Source organism: Rhodobacter sp. NTK016B, assembly GCF_017303295.1.
Taxonomy (GTDB): domain Bacteria; phylum Pseudomonadota; class Alphaproteobacteria; order Rhodobacterales; family Rhodobacteraceae; genus Pararhodobacter.
Genome location: NZ_JAFKOK010000013.1, coordinates 119218 through 134065, shown reverse-complemented (window position 1 = coordinate 134065; position 14848 = coordinate 119218). Strand labels below are relative to the sequence as shown.

General features: G+C 65.5%; 18 protein-coding genes. 14 read left to right on the top strand and 4 right to left on the bottom strand.

Features of this window, described 5'->3' with window-relative positions; all coding sequences use genetic code 11:
• The first annotated feature begins 2 nt into the window (after positions 1–2).
• On the top strand, positions 3–779 hold the full coding sequence (cybH, locus tag JI664_RS17415; protein WP_207015043.1) for a Ni/Fe-hydrogenase, b-type cytochrome subunit: 777 nt from the start codon (positions 3–5) through the stop codon (positions 777–779).
• Between the two features lie 59 nt (positions 780–838).
• Here the strand turns inward: cybH and JI664_RS17410 are convergent, their stop codons facing one another.
• Both JI664_RS17410 and JI664_RS17405 read right to left on the bottom strand, forming a co-directional pair.
• The gene (locus JI664_RS17410; RefSeq protein WP_207015042.1) at positions 839–991 is read right to left on the bottom strand and encodes a hypothetical protein; all 153 of its coding nucleotides are present in this window, start codon (positions 989–991) and stop codon (positions 839–841) included.
• A gap of 134 nt (positions 992–1125) precedes the next feature.
• Positions 1126–1392 (bottom strand): hypothetical protein, encoded by a 267-nt coding sequence (locus tag JI664_RS17405; RefSeq protein ID WP_207015041.1) that lies wholly within the window; start codon positions 1390–1392, stop codon positions 1126–1128.
• Between the two features lie 418 nt (positions 1393–1810).
• On the opposite strand from JI664_RS17405, the gene JI664_RS17400 reads away from it, so the two are divergent.
• The 12 genes from JI664_RS17400 to hypE are packed head-to-tail and all read left to right on the top strand — an operon-like array spanning position 1811 to position 11214.
• A complete protein-coding gene (locus JI664_RS17400) occupies positions 1811–2431 on the top strand; it encodes a HyaD/HybD family hydrogenase maturation endopeptidase (protein ID WP_207015040.1) in 621 nt (206 codons plus the stop codon).
• A 3-nt stretch (positions 2432–2434) separates the two neighbouring features.
• Positions 2435–2746 (top strand): HypC/HybG/HupF family hydrogenase formation chaperone, encoded by a 312-nt coding sequence (locus tag JI664_RS17395; RefSeq protein WP_207015039.1) that lies wholly within the window; start codon positions 2435–2437, stop codon positions 2744–2746.
• Positions 2747–2756: 10 nt separating this feature from the next.
• Entirely contained in the window at positions 2757–3146 is a 390-nt protein-coding gene (locus JI664_RS17390; protein ID WP_207015038.1) for a hydrogenase accessory protein, read from the top strand.
• Between the two features lie 11 nt (positions 3147–3157).
• A complete protein-coding gene (locus JI664_RS17385) occupies positions 3158–3985 on the top strand; it encodes a hydrogenase expression/formation protein (RefSeq protein ID WP_207015037.1) in 828 nt (275 codons plus the stop codon).
• Entirely contained in the window at positions 3982–4797 is an 816-nt protein-coding gene (gene hybE / locus JI664_RS17380; protein WP_207015036.1) for a [NiFe]-hydrogenase assembly chaperone HybE, read from the top strand. The genes JI664_RS17385 and hybE overlap by 4 nt, the downstream gene beginning before the upstream one ends.
• 4 nt (positions 4798–4801) lie before the next feature.
• A complete protein-coding gene (locus JI664_RS17375) occupies positions 4802–6004 on the top strand; it encodes a hydrogenase expression/formation protein HupK (RefSeq protein WP_207015035.1) in 1203 nt (400 codons plus the stop codon).
• On the top strand, positions 5997–6338 hold the full coding sequence (gene hypA / locus JI664_RS17370) for a hydrogenase maturation nickel metallochaperone HypA (RefSeq protein WP_207015034.1): 342 nt from the start codon (positions 5997–5999) through the stop codon (positions 6336–6338). Before JI664_RS17375 ends, hypA begins: the two co-directional genes overlap by 8 nt.
• Positions 6338–7270: a hydrogenase nickel incorporation protein HypB gene (gene hypB, locus JI664_RS17365; RefSeq protein WP_207015033.1), complete on the top strand. Its 933-nt coding sequence runs from the start codon at positions 6338–6340 to the stop codon at positions 7268–7270. The genes hypA and hypB overlap by 1 nt, the downstream gene beginning before the upstream one ends.
• Positions 7270–8739, top strand: a complete 1470-nt coding sequence (locus JI664_RS17360; RefSeq protein ID WP_207015032.1) for a sigma-54-dependent transcriptional regulator — start codon at positions 7270–7272, stop codon at positions 8737–8739. The genes hypB and JI664_RS17360 overlap by 1 nt, the downstream gene beginning before the upstream one ends.
• 2 nt (positions 8740–8741) lie before the next feature.
• On the top strand, positions 8742–9029 hold the full coding sequence (locus JI664_RS17355; protein ID WP_207015031.1) for a HypC/HybG/HupF family hydrogenase formation chaperone: 288 nt from the start codon (positions 8742–8744) through the stop codon (positions 9027–9029).
• On the top strand, positions 9026–10180 hold the full coding sequence (gene hypD, locus JI664_RS17350; protein ID WP_207015030.1) for a hydrogenase formation protein HypD: 1155 nt from the start codon (positions 9026–9028) through the stop codon (positions 10178–10180). Before JI664_RS17355 ends, hypD begins: the two co-directional genes overlap by 4 nt.
• 11 nt (positions 10181–10191) lie before the next feature.
• Positions 10192–11214 (top strand): hydrogenase expression/formation protein HypE, encoded by a 1023-nt coding sequence (hypE, locus tag JI664_RS17345; RefSeq protein WP_207015029.1) that lies wholly within the window; start codon positions 10192–10194, stop codon positions 11212–11214.
• A gap of 210 nt (positions 11215–11424) precedes the next feature.
• Here hypE and JI664_RS17340 read toward each other — a convergent pair whose 3' ends face one another.
• Positions 11425–11697: a putative quinol monooxygenase gene (locus JI664_RS17340; protein ID WP_207015028.1), complete on the bottom strand. Its 273-nt coding sequence runs from the start codon at positions 11695–11697 to the stop codon at positions 11425–11427.
• 106 nt (positions 11698–11803) lie between these two features.
• Here JI664_RS17340 and JI664_RS17335 point away from each other — a divergent pair, with 106 nt between their 5' ends.
• Positions 11804–13960 (top strand): esterase-like activity of phytase family protein, encoded by a 2157-nt coding sequence (locus tag JI664_RS17335; protein ID WP_207015027.1) that lies wholly within the window; start codon positions 11804–11806, stop codon positions 13958–13960.
• Here JI664_RS17335 and JI664_RS17330 read toward each other — a convergent pair.
• Complete coding sequence (locus JI664_RS17330; protein WP_207015026.1) at positions 13941–14810, bottom strand: endonuclease NucS domain-containing protein; 870 nt, start codon at positions 14808–14810, stop codon at positions 13941–13943. The two genes, JI664_RS17335 and JI664_RS17330, sit on opposite strands and share 20 nt — an antisense overlap.
• Positions 14811–14848 lie beyond the last annotated feature (38 nt).

Sequence of the window (14848 nt, the reverse complement as noted above, 5' to 3'; positions counted from 1 at the left end):
CCATGAGTGATGCGACCCCCTATGGCAGCCGCGATCCCGCCGCCGGGCTGGAAGCGGCGCGCCTGACGGGCGACGCGACCGAAAGCGATCTCGCCTCGGTCCGCCGCCGGACTTCGGTCTATGTCTACGAAGCGCCCGTTCGGCTCTGGCACTGGACCAACGCCCTGTGCATCCTCGTGCTGATCGTGACGGGTTTCCTGATCGGCAGGCCGCTGCCGTCGATGCAGATCGCCGAAGCCACGCATCAATTCGTCTTCGGCTATATCCGCTTTGCGCATTTCGCGGCGGCGATGATCCTGACCGTGGGATTCTTCGGGCGGATCTACTGGGCCTTCGTGGGCAATCACCATGCGCGGCAGATGTTTTACCTGCCCGTCCATCGCAAGGCGTGGTGGCGCGAGGTCTGGCACGAGATCCGCTGGTACGGCTTCCTTGAGAAGACGCCGAAGAAATACGTGGGCCACAACCCGTTGGCGCAGATCGCGATGTTCTTCTTCATGACGCTGGGTCTGAGCTTCATGATCATCACGGGCTTCGCGCTGTATGCCGAGGGCGTGGGGCAGGGCGGTATTCTGGACGCGATCTTCGGTCCGCTGCGGGAGGCGATCGGCAACAGCCAGATCCTGCATCAGATGCACCGTCTGGGCATGTGGGCGATCGTGGTGTTCATGCTGGTGCATATCTACGCGGCGATCCGCGAGGATATCATGTCGCGCCAATCCATGGTGTCGACGATGATCTCGGGCCATCGCACCTTCAAGGATGATCGGGCCGATTAAGGCCAACGGCTCACCTGAAACGGAAACGGGCCCGCGTTAAAGCGGGCCCGTTTCGCATTTCAGCATCCCATCCGCCCGGCGAACCACGCTGCCAGCCCGGCATTGTTGCGTGGTCGGCGCACGGGTTTCTTCGTGCGCGGCACGGGATGGGTGAAATTGGCCGCGATCAGCGGTTCTTCCAGAGGGGTGCTTTCCAGCATCGCAAGTGTCATCGTGGGTCTCCTGTGGGGTCCCTTTGACAACAAAACGCGGGTGCGACTCGCTCGGTTCCGACGCTGACCGGGCGTCACCATCCCGGTTGCGCCCTTTCGGCGGAGCCTTGCCTATCGCGGCCTGCCGCGCGCTTCTATTGGGTGGCGACGCTGGAATGCCGGTGGATCAGCGCCCATTCGCCTGCGTCGTCGCGGCGAAAAATTTCGGTCACCTGCAGGCGCACGGGCACCATATGGCCCGAATCCACGATCACCTGCAGGCCCGTGCGAAAGCCCAGCTCGGCGCCGAACGCCTCGTCCGTCAGCTCGAAATCCGGTTCAGGGGGAAGCGGGACTGTCGCCCGGGCGGCGACCGACACCGCACCGGCGCGAACCGTCTCGATCTCGAATCCGTCGCGCATGGCGAAACTCCTTTTGAGCATACACACGCCAAACGCGTGCGCAGCCCGCCGGGTTCCGTGGCCGTCGCGCTTGACGGGCCGGCTCAGTGGAAAGGCGCCGACCGTCCTCGCTTTCGGGGTCTCAACACTGTGGGCATGGGCGCTGCAAAGCAGCGAACCATGGGCGAGAAGGGACGGGAAAACTGCGCAAGACTGATATGGTTAGCAAGTGTCCACTAAAGGAAAATAGTGGAACCATACATTCCTATGATCTGCGTCGGCGTTTCTGTGTCGTCCAAGAAAATATCGTTAAATCAGACATATAAATTCCATATCCCTCACGCTTAAAAAACGCTGACCGCTAAGAGCGAAAGCTCTATTGTCAGTCGGGCCAGCCAGCGGAAACCGTGAAACCGCTGCGCAAGCGAGGGAGGAATGCATGCAACACCGCGCGCTCGTTCTGGGCATCGGCAATGTGCTGTGGGCCGACGAAGGCTTCGGCGTTCGCTGCGTCGAGCATCTGGCCGACACGCTGGAATTTGACGCCCCGGTCACCATTCTCGATGGCGGCACGCAAGGCCTGTACCTGCTGCCCTTTCTTGAGGATCATGACCTGATGGTGGTCTTCGACGCCGTCGATTACGGGCTGGAACCCGGCACGATGAAGGTGGTCGAGGGCGACGAGGTCCCCACTTTCATGGGCGCGAAGAAGATGTCGCTGCACCAGACCGGCTTTCAGGATGTCCTTGCCACGGCCCGGCTGATGGATTGCCATCCTGCCCAGATCGTTCTGATCGGCTGCCAGCCCGAAGAGCTGGAAGATTACGGCGGCGGGCTGCGCGCCCCGGTGGCCGCGCGTATCCCCGAAGCCGTGGCGCTTGCCGCCGACTGGCTGGCCGCGCGCGGCGTCCGCTCGCGCCCCGGCCGCACGGTCACCAACGATCTGGCCGACAGCGCCATCCGCCAGCGCGCCTATGAAGACGGTCGCCCCTCGGCGGACGAGGCGTGCCGCATCGGCGATGCGCGCTTCCTGCCCGGCGATCTGCAACGGGCGGACTGAACGATGTGCGTGGGCATCCCGCTGCAATTGACCAAGGTCACCGGCACCAACGCGCTGGCGCATGACGGCAGCCATGTGGACCTGTCGCTTGTCGGTATCCAGCCCGTGGGGACATGGGTGTTGGGCTTTCTGGGCACCGCGCGTTCGGTGATCGATGCCGAGGAAGCGACCCTCATCGCCAAGGCGCTCGACGGTCTGCGCGACGTCATGGCGGGCGGCGACGGGGGCGACGCCTTTGCCGATATCGACGCGCGTGGTCCGCAATTGCCCCCCCATCTGCAGGCCGCGCTCGACGCGGGCCGCATCACCGGCTGAGGAGAAAACCATGGGACATCCCCTGATCGACCGCCTGACGACCGAGTTCAAATGGCCGCGTATCGCCACCGACGACGCGTTTCGCGCCTTTGTCTCGGCCCCCGGCGCCCATGCGCTGTTCGTGCCGGGCGATGCCACGCGCAACCTTGAAACCCCCGATGTGGCGGTGATCCTGCCCGAGCTGAAAGCGGCCTTTCAGCACGCGTTCGACTGCGCCGTGGTCGATGACGCGATGGAGAAGGCGATCCGCGAGGAAACCAAGGTCTTCAAGACCCCCTCGCTGATCCTGTACCGCGACGGGCGGCTGCTTGGCGGCATTCCCAAGGTGCGCGACTGGTCCGATTACGTCGCGCGCATCTCGCATTACCTCGCTTCGTCCGATACGACCGAAACCGCCTGAGGAGCCTCGCGATGGTCTCGAATTTTCACCTGCCGCCCGCAGGCTTCGGCCCCGGCTCGCAGCCCGATCCCGCCGATGGCGAGGACCTGACCTATATGGACATGCCCACCGGCATGAACACCTATTCGCCCAGCATCCCCGATATCGACGATCCGGCGACGCTGGCCCCGGCGCTGGCGATCCTTGACCATGTCGCCGATGCGGCCGAACGGGTGTCGCGCTCGGGTGTGCCCGAAAGCTTCGATCTGACCGGCCTTGATCCCGCCAACCTGCATCTGGTGGCCGAGGTCCTGCGCGAGGGCGAAGTGTCGATGAAGATCCGGGGCCTGCCCGCCCTTCGCGTGCAAGAGGGCGTCTTTGCGGGAATCTGGCGTATCAGGGGCACGGGCGAGGACCGGATCGAGGTCGGCCCCGTGCCCGCCATTGCCATCCGCCGCGCCTTTGAACCGCTGCGCCCGCGTCTCGATCCCGAGCCGGGGCAGGGCGTGGTCAACGCGCCGCCGATCTGGTCCGAACTGGCCGATAAAAGCGCGGGCTTCGACGGAACGCTGCATGTCGTCAACCTGACCCTGCTGCCGCATACCGAATCCGACCTTGCATGGCTCGATGCCAAGATGGGCGAAGGGTCGGCCGACATCCTTTCGCGCGGTTACGGCAATTGCCGCATCCGGGCCACCGCGCTTGCGCATGTCTGGCGCGTGCAGTTCTACAATTCGCAAGATCAGCTGATCCTCGACACTTTCGAAGTGACCGACATGCCCGAAGTCGTGCTCGCCGCGCCCGAGGACCTGTCCGACAGCGCGAAACGGTTGCGCGACGTGCTGGGAGCGGTGCGATGAGCGGTTTCGAGGGCTCTTATGGCGGCCATGCCGCGCGGATCTCGGATCAGGCGGTGATGGAATGCAAGATCTGCTGGTCGGTCTATGACCCCGCGATCGGCGATCCCACCCGGCAGATCGACCCCGGCACGCCCTTCACCGCCCTGCCCGAGGACTGGTCCTGCCCGACCTGCTCGGCCGAGCCGCAGAATTTCATGGTGCTGCGCGATCCCGGCGCCGAAGCGCATCTTCGGGCCCAGCGTATCAAGGCCGCGACCGAGCGGCTCGAGGCCGATTTCACCGAGGTCTGGCATGCCAAGATGCGCGACGTGCCGCTGGTCAACAAGGCGCTCAAGGTGCAGGCGGTGGGGTTTCGCGCGCATGAGGGGCAGATCATGGGCGTGCTGATCTCGCCATGGTTCATGAACCTCATCCTGCTGCCTGACACACAGGACTGGTCGGCGCTGGTCACGGGCGAGAAAGAGGTCGTGGATTTCCCGTCGGGCGCCTATGAATTCATCCACAACACGCGCGAGATGACAGGCGGCTACAAGGCCTGTTCGCTGTTCTCGCCGATGGGCGATTTCACCCGCCAGCAGGATGCGGTCGACGTGGCGAATGCCGTCATGCAGGCGATCTTCGACCCCGCCAACCGGGCCGAGACCGACCGCCGCGCCGATATCCGCGCTCAGCGCGAGGCCCAGCTTGCCGCGCAGACAGACGGGGACGATCCGGACAAGGACGACACCGGGGGCGACACCGAACCCGCCGCGCCCACGCGCCGGGCGCTGATCACGGCGGGCCTTGGCTCAGACCTTCAGCCGGACGCGTGACACGATGACCGCCGCCGCCATCCCCCCGGCGCCCCTGCGCGCCTGGATCGCCCCGCAGCTTCCGGTGGCCTCGCTGCTCGTGGGGCAGCCGGTGGCGCGCGCGGCGATGCTTTTGCCGCGGCTCTTCAACTTGTGTCAGGCGGCGCAGGCGCAGGCGGTGGCGGTCGCATTGGGGGCAAAGGCGGTGCCGGATCTGGGCGCGGAGATCCTGCGCGATCACCTGCTCAAGTTCTTCGTCACATGGCCCGAGCATCTGGGCCTCGGGTCACGCGCGCTACCCAAGGATTGGACGACGGACAAGGGCAGCGTCCGCCGGGCGCTGCTCGGCGCGTCGGGCGAACCTGCGACGCTCGACGATTTCGCGGGCTTCCTGTCCTCGGGCCGTGGCGTGGCGCCGGTTCTTCAGGCCATCGAAAACCACTTCGCGCCATTCGAAGCGGTGAGCGGCCCGTTGCCCTTCGTCACGCCCCAAACGCTGTGGCGCCGGATCCCGGTCGAGAATTCGATCGCCACGCGCCATGCCACCTCGCCGATCCTTGCGGGGATCGAGGCACGGCGCGGGCGCGGTCCGTTCTGGCGCGCGGTGGCGCGGCTTCTCGATCTGGCCGCGGTACTGGACGCAGCGTTGCCTGCGCCGTTCAGCCCCGAGCCCGGTCTTGCCATGGTGCCCGCAAGCCGGGGCGCCTATGGCCTGCGGCTCATCGTGCGCGATGGGATCGTGGCAGAGTGCGAACGGGTGACGCCGACCGACAGCCTGCTCGCGCCGGGCGGCGTGCTCGAACAATCGCTCGGCAGTCTCGACGCGGCGCATGCGGGTCTCGGTCCGTTGTTGCTCGACATCCTCGATCCCTGCGCGCCGGTCACGCTGGAACCGACGGGGCAGGGCGCGCAGGCACCGGGTCAAAGCCCGGAAGACGGGGCGGCGGCCACGCGTGGACTTGTGCTGCTGCGGACCGAAGGGGCGCCCTTTGCCTCTGCGCCGCGTGGCGCTGCGGTGTCCGACGACGACAACAGCGCTGCGACACAGACGGCCTTGGCGAGCCTGCCGGGCAGTGGGTTGCCGGGGAATTTGCCCGAACCCACGCCGCGATCCGCTGTACCGGGTGAGCTCGCTCATTCGTCTCGTTTGGTGGCCCCCAGCCAACACATTGAAGGACAACGGATTTCACGATCAGTTCCGGCGGTGACGGAGGCTGATGATGCATGAAATGTCCTTGGTCGAAGGCATGCGCACGATCATAGACCGCGTCGCGGCGGACCCCGGGATCGTGCGGGTCACGCGTGTCCGCGTCGAGATCGGCCGCTTCGCGGGGGTCGAGAAAGCGGCGCTCAGCTTCGCCTGGGACGTGGTCATGCACGGATCGAAGGCCGAGGGCGCGGCGCTGGAAATCATCGATTTGCCCGGTACCGCGCTGTGTTACGACTGTGGCGCGACCGCGCAGATCGAGTCCCGGCTGGACCCGTGTCCGGTCTGTGGCAGCGGCAAGGTTATGCCCGAACAGGGCGACGAAATGCGGATCAAGGATATGGAGGTGATCTGATGTGCAGCGTTTGCGGGTGCAGCGACATCGTAACGGCGGACGGCAAATCCGTGGGCCACGCCCACAGCCACGATCACGACCATCCTCATGACCATGGACACGATCACGGGCATCACCACGCCCACGATCACGCCCATTCTCACGATCATGTCCATGGAGAATATAAGCATGGACATGATGAGCATGGACATCATCACCCGCAGCCTGACGCGCGGGGCGACCATCACTATGGCACGGGCGCGGCGGGCGTCTCCGTTCCCGGCATGAGCCAGTCGCGGTTGATCGAAGTCGAAACGGCGATCCTGTCGAAGAACGATACCTTTGCCGCCGGAAACCGCCGGGTGCTCGACGCGCTCGAAGTCTTCGCGGTGAATCTCGTCTCGTCGCCCGGCTCGGGCAAGACGACGCTTCTGTGCGAGACGATCAAACGGCTCGGCGACGTGCCGCTCGCCGTGATCGAGGGCGACCAGCAGACCGCCAACGATGCCGAACGCATCCGCGCCACCGGCGCGCGCGCGGTCCAGATCAATACCGGCAAGGGCTGCCATCTTGACGGGCACATGGTCGGCCACGCGCTCGATCAGCTTCGGCTGCGGCAGGGGGCTTTCCTGTTCATCGAGAATGTCGGCAATCTCGTCTGCCCCGCGGCTTTCGATCTGGGCGAAGATTGCAAGGTGGCGATCCTTTCGGTCACCGAAGGCGAAGACAAGCCCCTGAAATACCCGGATATGTTTACCGCATCGACGCTGGCCATCCTCAATAAGACCGATCTGGCACCGCATTGCGATGTCGATCTCGACCTCTACGCGGCGAACCTGAAGCGGGTGAACCCCGATATCGAGATCATCGCGCTCAGCGCCCGGACCGGCGAGGGCATGGACCGCTGGATCGAGTGGCTCACCGCCCGGCGCGACGCCAAGAGGACAGGCTGATGGCCAAGTCGCTTCCGACCGTGCTCGTCGTCGATGACGAGCCGCATTCGGTAGCCGCCATGCGCATGGCGCTCGAGGACGATTTCACCGTCCTCGAAGCGCAGGATGCCGATCAGGCCTGGTCGCTGATGGAGGATAACTGGGTTCAGGTCGTGGTCAGCGATCAACGGATGCCGGGGCGCACCGGGATCGAGCTGCTGACCGCGATCCGCGACCGCTGGCCCGAGACCGTTCGCCTGATCGTCACTGGCTACACCGAAACCAATGACATGATCGAAGCAATCAACAATGCGGGCATTTACCAGTTCATAACGAAACCCTGGCATCCTGATCAGCTTGTTATGGCGGTGCGCAACGCGGCGCGGCTCTTCGATCTGAACCGCGAACACGAACGCATGACGCTTGAGATGCGCTATCTCGGCTCGACCGCGTCGGCGCGGCTTGATGAGCGGCGGCGTGTGCTGCAGGCCGGGCTGGGCTTCGACAAACTATTGCGCGGCCCCAATTCCAGCCTGAACGCCACCATCGCGCTGGCGCGCCATTTCGCCAGTTTCGACGTTCCCGCCCTGATCACGGGCGAGGCGGGGACCGGCAAAACCGACCTTGCGCGGGCGATGCACTACGGCTCGCTGCGCGCCGACCGCCCGTTTTTCGAGTTGAATTGCACGGGCTTGCCGGACGACGTTCTCGCGACCGAGCTCTTCGGCCTCAAGCGTGGCGCGGCGCAGGGCGTGACGCAAACCAAGATCGGCCTGCTGCAGAAAGCCGATCGCGGAACGATTTTCCTGAACGGCGTCGACAGCCTGAGCCCGGCCATGCAGATCGCTCTGTTGCGCGTCGTCACCGAGGGGGCGTTCCAGCCCGTCGGCGCGCGCGAAACGCTGTCGTCGGGCGCGCGGATCATCGTCGGCGCGCATCGCGAGCTGATGGATCTGGTCGCCGACGGGCTGTTCCGCGCGGATCTCTATTATGCGCTGGCAGTGACCGCGTTGCAGGTACCGCCACTACGCGCGCGGCAGGGCGACATTGCGCTGATGGCCGAGCGCTATCTGCACGATCTGGCCGCCGAGCATGGCAAGGCGGCGCGGGGTTTCACGCAGGCCGCCCTTGATTTCCTTGAGAATTACGATTGGCCGGGCAATCTGCCGGAACTGCGAAACGAGGTCACGCGCATGCTGATCCTCGCCCAGAACGTGACCATAGGTCCCGAGATCATTTCGCGTCATATCCTGATGGCCGCGCCCGGCGAAGATGGTGCGGACCGCACCGCGACGCTGGTGGGCAATCTGGAGGGGACGCTCAAGGAGCGCGTTGAATTCATGGAGATGCGCATCCTGCGCGAGACGCTTACGCGGCTCAAATGGAACAAGAGCCGCGCCGCCGCCGAGCTGGGTCTCAGCCGCGTCGGCCTTCGTTCGAAACTGGATCGCTACGGCATTGAGCCGCATGCAATGAGCGAGGAGGATTAACCATGTGCCTGGGTATTCCCGGTCAGATCGTGGCCATCACCGACGCGGCACGCCAGATGGCGATGGCCGATGTGTCGGGCGTGCGGCGCGAAGTCTCGCTCGCTCCGGTGGCCGACCGGCCGCTCGACGCGCTGGTGGGCAAATGGGTGCTTATCCATGTGGGCTTCGCAATGGCGGTGATCGACGCACAGGAAGCCGCCGATACGCTTGAAGCGCTGCGAGGGCTGGGCGAGGCACAAGAGACCCTCGACGCGATGGCGGAGGGCGCGAAAGCGTTGGAAGAGCAATGAGATACGTCGAAGAGTTCCGCGACCCGAAAGCGGCCAAGGCTCTGCTGTCCGCGATTGCCCGGGTCGCCGACGCGATCGGCGCGACGCGCGAGAAGCCCGTCCATATCATGGAGGTTTGCGGCGGCCACACGCATGCGATCTTCCGCTACGGGCTCGACAAACTGGTGCATGAGGGGATCGAGTTCATTCACGGCCCCGGCTGTCCTGTCTGCGTGCTGCCGATGTCGCGGGTCGATGATTGTGTGACCATTGCCGAGCGCGAAGGCGTGATCTTTACCACGTTCGGCGATGCGATGCGGGTGCCCGGCACGCGCAAGTCGCTGCTTCAGGCCAAGGCCGATGGCGCCGATATCCGCATGGTCTATTCGCCGCTCGACGCGCTGGAACTCGCTCGCCGCAACCCCGAGCGCGAGGTGGTATTCTTCGGCCTCGGGTTCGAAACGACGACGCCCTCGACGGCCCTGTCGATCCAGCAGGCCGCACGCGAGGGGCTGACGAATTTCAGCGTCTTCTGCAACCACATCACCGTGCCTGAACCGATCAAGACGCTGCTCGACGATCCGCATATGGTTCTCGACGGGTTTGTCGGTCCGGGTCATGTGTCGATGGTGATTGGTGTCCATGCTTACGATTTCATCGCGCGCGATTACGGCAAGCCGATCGTCGTCGCGGGGTTCGAGCCGATCGATCTGTTGCAATCGGTTCTGATGGTGCTCGAACAGATCCGCGATGGCCGGGCCGAGGTCGAAAACCAATATGCCCGCGTCGTGCCTGAGCATGGCAATCCCGTCAGCCTTGCGGCCATCGCCGATGTTTATGAGCGCCGCCCGCGTTTCGCCTGGCGGGGCCTGGGCGAAATCGACGCCTCGGGGCTGCGGATCCGCGATACCTACCTTGCGTTCGACGCCGAGGAGAAATTCGGCATCGGTTATGCCGCCTCGCCCGACGACGAGCCCGAGGGCTGCGCCTGTTCGTCGGTGATGACAGGGCGCATCAAACCCACCGCCTGTCCGCAATTCGGACGGGGCTGCAAACCGGAAACCCCGCTCGGCGCGCTGATGGTGTCGTCCGAGGGCGCCTGCGCGGCTTATTGGACCTATGGCGGCGCGCGGGCACTGCCGCGGGTGAATCCCGAGGTCGCGGCGCAATGAAGGATACATTCATGACCCTGCGCGAAGAGCGCGTCACGCTCGCCCACGGCGGGGGCGGCAAGGCGATGCGCGAGTTGATCGAGAGCGTTTTCCTCAGCGTTTTCGCCCCGCCCGGGATGGAGGATCAGGCGCGTCTGACCGATGCCGCGCTTCAGGAACCGGGCGCGCGGCTTGCCTTCACCACCGACAGTTTCGTCGTTACTCCGGTCGAGTTTCCCGGCGGCGATATCGGCAAGCTCGCCGTGTGCGGAACGGTAAACGACCTCGCCGTCGGCGGCGCGACGCCGCTCTGGCTATCCGCGAGCTTCATCATCGAAGAGGGCTGCGAGATCGCGCTGTTGCGCAGGCTTGTCGCCTCGATGGCGGCCGAAGCGGCGGCGGCGGGCGTGCGGATCGTTACAGGGGATACAAAGGTGGTGAATCGCGGCGCCTGCGATCAGGTCTATATCACCACCGCCGGCATCGGCGTGATCGCTCCCGGACGCAACCTCGATGCGCGGCGGATCCGGCCCGGCGATGTGGCTATCGTGAATGGTGTGCTGGGCGATCACGGCGCGACGATCCTTGCGGCGCGGGGCGACATGGCGCTGTCGGCCGATCTGCGCTCGGATTGTCAGTCGCTGGGTGCACTGATGGAGGCCGTGCTGCAGGCCGCGCCCGATACGCGTTGCGCGCGGGACGCGACGCGCGGCGGTCTGGCCTCGACCCTGAACGAACTGGCCGATGCGGCGGGCGTGTCGGTCGAACTGGACGAAGCGGCGCTGCCGCTGCGCGCCGAGGTCAAGGGGATGTGCGAGATCCTGGGTCTCGACCCGCTTTATCTGGCCAATGAGGGCACGCTCGTCACCTTCGTTCCCCCCGATCAGGCCGAGGCCGCGCTGGCCGCGATGCACAGGACGGAAGCGGGGCATGGCGCCTGCATCATCGGTGGCGCGACCGAACCCGGCCCGGTGCCCGTCACCTTGCGCACGGCGTTCGGCGGTAGCCGGATCGTCGATATGCTGGTGGGCGAGCAATTGCCGCGGATCTGCTGAGCGGTTTACCGTGTTTGCACGAGCCGTAGGGGCGCCACAGGGCCCCGCGCGCCGCCGACGGCGGCGCGCCCGGTCGCGCGAGACCTGCATGCCAGCGGCATGCCGGGTGAGGGCGAAACCCCTTGGCATTTGTGAAACCCCCGCCCTTGCGAAGCGTCACGGTCTTTGCGGCATCCCGCAGATCATCGGGACGTTCAGAAGCCGTTAGCGTCAGCCCTCGCGGACCTCGTATTCGCGTGCGATCCCGGCAGTGGCCTGCCCCCAAGCGCTCGCCCCCGTCCGCGCCTGATGCGCCTCGAACGCCGCGCGGTCGGTGAAACGCTCGAGCACGTCCCATGTCATCGCGCCCGCATGGCTCACCTCGAATTCAAGGCAGCCGGGCTCGGCCAGCGTCAGCCGCACATGTTCGGGCAAGTATTCGCGCACGATGGCCGCCTGCGCCTCGGTCGCGCAGATCAGTTTTCCCGTCAGACGAATGGTCATCACGCTCTCTCCCGTCATCGTTTCGTCATCGAACCGTGACGCGCCCGTGACCCAAGCGACGTAATCCCGCCGGGTACAAGTCTCAAGCCGTCAATCGGAGAAGCCCATGTCCGCCCGCCTTCTGGCCACGACCGCGCTTTCGCTGGTCCCCTCGCTGGTCCTTGCGACCCCCGGCCTTGCGCAACAGGCGCATTTCAACCGGATCGCCTCGTTCCCAGTCGCCTCGAACCTGCCCGAGGCCGAGGAAACCTCGTCCGAGATCATCGCCGCCACCGGAGACGGCCTGACGCTGGTCTATACTGACAGCCCGGCGGGCGCGGTCGGCTTCATCGATCTCACCGATCCCGCGGCGCCCGCGCCCCTTGGCGCGCTGTTGCTCGATGGCGAGCCGACCTCGGTCGCCATCGCCGGGGCGACCGCCTTCGTCGCGCTCAACACCTCTGAGGACTATGTCCGGACGGGTGGCGCGCTGCTGAGCGTGGACGTGGCTGGCCAGAGTGTCACCGCGACCTGCGATCTGGGCGGCCAGCCGGATTCCATCGCCATCGCTCCCGATCACAGCTTTCTTGCCGTCGCCATCGAGAACGAGCGTGACGAGGATCTCAACGACGGTGCGCTGCCGCAGATGCCCGCAGGCTTTGTCGCCATCCTGCCGATGACCGATGGTGCGGTCGATTGTGCGGGGTTGATCCGCGCCGATGTGACCGGGCTGGCCGAGATCGCGCCGGAAGATCCTGAACCCGAATTCGTTGCGATCAACGACGCGGGCGAAATCGCGCTGACGCTGCAGGAAAACAACCATATCGTCATTCTCGACCGCACCGGGACGGTGCTCAGCCATTTCCCGGCGGGCGAGGCGACGGCCGAGGATGTCGACATCGCGCGCGACGGGCAGCTGGTGTTCGATCAGACCATCACACGGCTGCGCGAGCCCGATGCGATTACGTGGCTCGATGCCGACCACATCGCCATCGCCAATGAAGGCGACTGGCAGGGCGGCAGCCGTACCTGGTCGATCTTTGCGCAGGACGGGACGCTGGTGCATGACAGCGGCGCGTCGCTCGAGCACGCCATCGTCGAGATCGGTCATTATCCTGAAGGCCGCTCGGGCAAGAAGGGTGCCGAACCGGAAGCCATCGTCGCCGCGACCTTTGACGGCACGCCGATGCTTTTTGTCGCGTCCGAACGCGGCTCGGTGATCGCTGTCTATGATGCGACCGATCCGGCGAACCCGGTGCTGCGCCAGCTTCTGCCGTCGGGCATCGGGCCCGAAGGGCTGTTGCCGATCCCGTCGCGCGGCCTGTTCGTCACCGCGAACGAGACCGATCTGGGTCAGGACGGGGCCGCGCGTTCGCATGTCATGATCTATGAATGGCAGGAGGCGCCCGCCGCCTACCCGCAGCTTACCTCGGCGGGGATGGAGGACCTTACCGGCTGGGGCGCGATCTCGGGCATGGTCGCGGACGCGGATGGGATGCTCTACGCGGTCAATGATTCCGCCTATGGCGCGCAGCCGACGATCTTCGTGATCGACCCGTCCCAACAGCCCGCCCACATCACCCGCGCGATCCGTGTCACCCGCGACGGGGCGCCCGCCGCGCATATGGATATGGAAGGCATCACGCTGGACGGGCAGGGCGGTTTCTGGATCGCCAATGAGGGCCGCACCGACCGCGACGTGCCGCATGCGCTCTATCATGTTGATGTGTCAGGCGCGATCACCCAGGAAGTGACGTTGCCCGAGGCACTGCTGGCGCAAGAACGCCGCTTCGGGTTCGAGGGCGTGACGATGGTTGACGGCACGTTGTGGATGGCCGTGCAGCGCGAATGGGCCGACGATCCCGAGGGGATGGTAAAGCTGGTCGCCTATACGCCGGCAAGTGGCGAATGGGGGGCGGTGCATTATCCGCTGGCCACGCATGAGCGGGGCTGGGTCGGTCTGTCGGAAATCGTCGCGCATGACGGCTATCTGTATCTGCTCGAGCGCGATAACCAGCTGGGCGATCTGGCGGCGGTGAAACAGGTCACCCGCGTGGCGCTGGCCGATCTGCAGCCCGCGCCACTGGGTGGCGAGCTGCCGGTGGTGACGCCCGAGCGGGTCGTCGATCTGCTGCCGCATCTGGCCGCGACGGGGGGCTATGTGCTCGACAAGGTCGAAAGCCTTGCCATCACCGCCGATGGCACGATGTGGATCGCCACCGACAATGACGGCGTCGATGACCATTCGGGCGAGACGATGTTCTTCAGCCTGCCGCCGATGTAAGCGCTGCCCTTCGCGCGCTTTGCGACTGTGAAGCCTCCGCCCCGGCGGGGGCTTCTGGCGTTTCGGGCGACGCTTGGGCAAGGGGGGCAGTCCCGCTGCCGCCCGGCTGGCCGGTTTCTTCGGTCATGTCGCTGAAGCCGAAGTGGATCTTGTAGCGTTTCAGGCCCAGCCCGTCGATCATCCGAGCGCCCGAAACCGTGCTTGGGTGAAAGTCGGGCGCGATGATCAGGCCGCGCGGGCGGGCGCCGGTTTCGCGCTCAATATCGGCCATGTAGCCCGCGATCTGCCCCAGCACCTCTCGCCGCGCGCAGGCGGCTTTCAGTTCGATCACCACCAACCCGCCCTGTCGGTCACGGGCAAGGATATCGATCCGGCCCGAAGGCACCGCCTTTTCGCCCCCTCCATCCACCGCTTCCAGCCCCGGTTCCAGGTCGCTCAGCGCGTCGCGGAGTGCGCGTTGCAGATCGGATTCCATCGAGAGCACCCGTCCGGGCGGGGCGACCGGTTCGTCGGCAGCGTCGGGCAGGGCGCGACGCAGGGTGATGTGCGCCGCTTCGCTTTCTATATCCTGCCGGAATCGTTGATATTTCGCGACCGCGCTTTTGTAAGAGGCAAGGTTGTTGCGCAGATCGCCGGTGATTTCCAGCCGCGAGGGATTGGGCCGTTCGCTGCGCGCATCCTCGCTGGAATAGCTCAGCTCGTCGATCAGAGACGTGAGTTCATCGTCGTCATAAAGCGCGTCGAGATCGCCATAAGCCGCTTCGACCCGCCGCAATTCGGACAGTTTCGTGCGAAAAGTGCTGTCCGTGGGCACCGCTTCGCGCAGCCAGTCGGGGTAGTCCAGATGCATAGGGCCATCCTCTCCGTGCGGACAGGATGGCCCCGATC